At 70.7% G+C, this 4,635-nt stretch carries 2 protein-coding genes and 1 pseudogene; 2 read left to right on the top strand and 1 reads right to left on the bottom strand.

Going from position 1 to position 4,635, the window contains the following annotated elements:
- Positions 1-681: MBL fold metallo-hydrolase (locus AC2W7G_RS09535; protein ID WP_485868225.1), on the bottom strand; the 681-nt coding region annotated here is incomplete at its 3' end.
- 119 nt (positions 682-800) lie between these two features.
- Between AC2W7G_RS09535 and uvrA the strand changes: the two genes are divergently transcribed.
- Together uvrA and uvrC are read left to right on the top strand one after the other, a co-directional pair.
- The gene (gene uvrA / locus AC2W7G_RS09530; RefSeq protein WP_485868224.1) at positions 801-3,680 is read left to right on the top strand and encodes an excinuclease ABC subunit UvrA; all 2,880 of its coding nucleotides are present in this window, start codon (positions 801-803) and stop codon (positions 3,678-3,680) included.
- Positions 3,680-4,563 (top strand): annotated as a pseudogene (gene uvrC, locus AC2W7G_RS09525) (excinuclease ABC subunit UvrC); the annotation flags it as partial. The gene uvrA and the pseudogene uvrC, both read left to right, overlap by 1 nt.
- Positions 4,564-4,635 lie beyond the last annotated feature (72 nt).

Raw genomic sequence — 4,635 nt, 5'->3', positions numbered from 1 at the left:
GTCACCGCCGACCGGGCCGGCGGGAGTCACCAGCCGCGGCGCGCCAGCTCGGCCAGGTGCGGACGCTCGCGCGAGCGTCGAGTCGTCCCCGTGGCCCGGGTAGAACCAGGTGTCGTCGTCGAAGCGGCCGAACAGCTTCGTCTCGACGTCGTCGATCAGCCGGGCGAAGTCGTCCTGCGACCAGGTCTTGCCGACGCCGCCGGGGAACAGCGAGTCGCCGGTGAACAGGTGCGTGCTGCCGCCTGCGTCACGGTGCACGAGCACGATCGAGCCCGGCGTGTGGCCGACGACCTGGACGACCTCGAGCTCGACCTCGCCGAACCGCAGCGTGTCGCCGTCGGCGAGGCGGACGTCCGTAGGCACCGGGATGCCGTCGGCGTCGTCGCGGCCGGCGAACGTGCGGACCACGGTCTCCCTGACGACGTCGTCGAGCGCCGCCCAGTGGTCGGGGTGGCGGTGGGTGGTGACGATGCCGTCGAGCGCCTCGGTCTCGCCGACCAGGTCCATGAGCCGGCCCGGCTCGGCGGCGGCGTCGACGAGCAGCCGCTTGCCGGTGGCGCGGCACTCGAGCAGGTAGGCGTTGTTGCTCATGTCGCCGACCGCGAGCTTGGTGATCGTGAGGTCGGCGAGCTCGCGCACGTCCGCGGGACCTCCGACGGTGACCTGTCCGGTGTACGTCATGGGCCCGACGATAGGCCCGGACGGTGAGTCCGGTCACCTCGTGGGCCGCCACGGGATGTTCTTGTCGGTGGGCGTCGTTAAGGTCGTAGATGCCTCACACCTCTGACCTCAGGAGCCGAGTGAACGACCGCCTCGTCATCGAGGGCGCCCGCGAGCACAACCTCAAGAACGTCTCGCTGGACCTGCCGCGCGACTCCCTCATCGTCTTCACCGGCCTGTCCGGCTCGGGCAAGTCGTCGCTGGCCTTCGACACCATCTTCGCCGAGGGTCAGCGCCGCTACGTCGAGTCGCTGTCGGCCTACGCGCGCCAGTTCCTGGGGCAGATGGACAAGCCGGACGTCGACTTCATCGAGGGCCTGTCGCCCGCGGTCTCGATCGACCAGAAGTCCACCTCGCGCAACCCGCGCTCGACGGTGGGCACGATCACCGAGGTCCACGACTACCTGCGCCTGCTGTTCGCGCGCGCCGGCCGCGCGCACTGCCCCGAGTGCGGCGAGCGCATCTCGAAGCAGACGCCGCAGCAGATCGTCGACCGGGTCATGACGATGGACGAGGGCACCCGCTTCCAGGTGCTCGCGCCGGTCATCCGCGGCCGCAAGGGCGAGTACCTCGAGCTGTTCCGCACCCTGCAGCAGCAGGGCTTCAGCCGCGTCGTCGTCGACGGCGAGGTGCACATGCTCGCCGACGAGCCGCCGAAGCTGGCCAAGACCAAGAAGCACACGATCGACGTCGTCGTCGACCGCCTGCAGGTCAAGCCGACGCAGAAGCAGCGGCTCACCGACTCGGTCGAGACCGCGCTCGGCCTGGCCGACGGCCTGGTGCTGGTCGAGGTGGTCGACCTGCCCGCCGACGACCCGCAGCGCGTCCGCCGGTTCAGCGAGAAGCTGGCCTGCCCCAACGACCACCCGCTGGCCGTCGACGAGCTCGAGCCGCGCTCGTTCTCGTTCAACGCGCCGTTCGGCGCCTGCCCGGTCTGCCACGGCCTGGGCACCCGGCTCGAGGTCGACCCCGAGCTGGTCGTCCCCGACCCGACCAAGACCCTCGCCGAGGGCGCGCTGGCCCCCTGGAGCAACACCCAGTCCAGCGACTACTTCGGGCGCATCCTGCAGGCGCTCGGCGACGAGCTCGGCTTCGACCTCGACACGCCGTTCGAGCGGCTGTCCAAGGACGTCCAGAAGGCCCTGCTGCACGGCCACCCGACCAAGGTGCACGTCCGCTACCGCAACCGGTACGGCCGCGAGCGCTCGTACTACACCTCCTTCGAGGGCGCGATCGGCTACATCGAGCGCCGCCACGAGGAGACCGAGTCCGAGGCGAGCAAGGAGCGCTACGAGGGCTTCATGCGCGAGGTCGCCTGCCCGACCTGCCAGGGCACCCGGCTCAAGCCGGTCATCCTCGCGGTGACCGTCGAGAACCCGGCGGTCGGCGAGAAGAACATCGCCGAGGTCTCCAACCTCTCGATCCGCGAGGCGGCCGAGTACCTGGCCGGCCTGGAGATGAGCCCGCGCGAGAAGCAGATCGCCGCGCAGGTGCTCAAGGAGATCAACGCCCGGCTGAAGTTCCTGCTCGACGTCGGCCTGGACTACCTCTCGCTCGACCGCGCGGCGGGCACGCTGTCCGGCGGCGAGGCCCAGCGCATCCGCCTGGCCACGCAGATCGGCGCCGGCCTCGTCGGCGTCCTGTACGTGCTGGACGAGCCGTCCATCGGCCTGCACCAGCGCGACAACGAGCGGCTGATCCAGACCCTCGTGCGGCTCAAGAACCTGGGCAACACGCTCATCGTCGTCGAGCACGACGAGGACACCATCCGCGCCGCCGACTGGGCGGTCGACATCGGCCCCGGTGCCGGTGAGCGCGGCGGGCACGTCATCGTCTCCGGCCCGGTGGACGAGCTGCTGTCCAGCGAGGACTCGATCACCGGCAAGTACCTGTCCGGCCGGCTCGAGATCCCCGTGCCCGACCAGCGTCGTCCGGCGCAGAAGGGCCGCGAGCTCGTGGTCCGCGGCGCCCGCGAGAACAACCTGCGCAACGTGGACGTGAAGTTCCCGCTCGGCCAGCTCGTCGCCGTCACCGGCGTCTCGGGCTCGGGCAAGTCGACCCTGGTCAACGACATCCTCTACACGTCGCTGGCGCGCTCGATCTACAAGGCGCGGGCCATCCCCGGCCGGCACCGCACGATCGAGGGCACCGACCAGCTCGACAAGATCATCCACGTCGACCAGTCGCCCATCGGCCGCACGCCGCGCTCGAACCCGGCGACCTACACCGGCGTCTTCGACCACGTCCGCAAGCTGTTCGCGCAGACGCCCGAGGCGAAGATGCGCGGCTATCAGCAGGGCCGGTTCTCGTTCAACATCAAGGGCGGACGCTGCGAGGGCTGCTCGGGCGACGGCACGATCAAGATCGAGATGAACTTCCTGCCCGACGTGTACGTGCCCTGCGAGGTCTGCGGCGGCGCGCGCTACAACCGCGAGACGCTCGAGGTGCGCTACAAGGGCAGGACGATCGCCGAGGTCCTCGACATGCCGATCGAGGAGGCCGCGGAGTTCTTCGAGCCCATCACGGTCATCCACCGCCACCTCAAGACGCTCGTCGAGGTCGGCCTGGGCTACGTCCGGCTCGGCCAGCCGGCCACGACTCTGTCCGGCGGCGAGGCCCAGCGCGTGAAGCTGGCCACCGAGCTCCAGCGGCGCAGCACCGGCCGCACGATGTACGTGCTCGACGAGCCCACCACCGGCCTGCACTTCGAGGACATCCGCAAGCTCCTCGAGGTGCTCCACCGGCTCGTCGACCAGGGCAACTCGATCATCGTCATCGAGCACAACCTGGACGTCATCAAGACCGCCGACCACATCATCGACATGGGCCCGGAGGGCGGCAGTGGGGGCGGCACGGTCGTCGTCACCGGCACGCCGGAGAAGGTGGCGGCCACGCCCGAGAGCCACACCGGCCGCTTCCTGGCGCCGCTGCTCGAGCGCGGTCGCGTCCCGGTGGCCTGATGGCCGACCCGGCGACCTACCGGCCCCGGCCGGGGAGATCCCCACCGACCCCGGCGTCTACCGCTTCCGTGACGCCGAGGGTCGGGTCATCTACGTCGGCAAGGCCAAGTCGCTGCGCCAGCGGCTGAACTCCTACTTCGCCGACCTGGCCGGCCTGCACGAGCGCACCCGGCGCATGGTCACCACGGCGGCCGGCGTCGACTGGACGGTCGTCGACACCGAGGTCGAGGCGCTCGCGCTCGAGTACACCTGGATCAAGGAGTTCGACCCGCGGTTCAACGTCAAGTACCGCGACGACAAGTCCTACCCGTGGCTGGCCGTGACCGTGGGGGAGGAGTACCCGCGGGTCCAGGTCATGCGTGGCGCCCAGCGCAAGGGCGTGCGCTACTTCGGCCCGTACGGCCACGCCTGGGCCATCCGCGACACCGTCGACACGCTGCTGCGGGTCTTCCCCATGCGCTCGTGCTCGTCCGGCGTCTTCCGCCGCGCCGCGGCCATCGGGCGTCCGTGCCTGCTCGGCGACATCGGCAAGTGCGCCGCGCCGTGCGTCGGCCGCGTGGACGCCGACGAGCACCGCGACATCGTCGACGACTTCATGGCGTTCATGGGCGGCCAGACGGCCGGCTTCACCCGCGAGCTGGAGCGCAAGATGCGCGACGCGGCGGCCAACCAGGAGTACGAGCTGGCGGCCAAGTACCGCGACGACCTCGGCGCGCTCAACCGCGTCCTGGAGAAGCAGACCGTCGTGCTCGGCGACGGCACCGACGCCGACGTCCTCGGCTTCGAGCTCGACCCGCTCGAGGTCGCCGTGCAGATCTTCAACGTCCGCGGCGGACGCATCCGCGGCCAGCGCGGCTGGGTGGCCGACCGCGCCGACGACGCGCCGCTGCCCGCCAGGGCGCGGCCGGCGTCGTCGTCCCGGTCCCGGGAGACCGGGGTCGGGTTCGCTAGGCTG

Source organism: Aeromicrobium sp. PFPM2_SD2, assembly GCF_057364525.1.
Note: the sequence above shows the minus strand (reverse complement) of the source record. Positions and strands in the feature narration are given on the sequence as shown.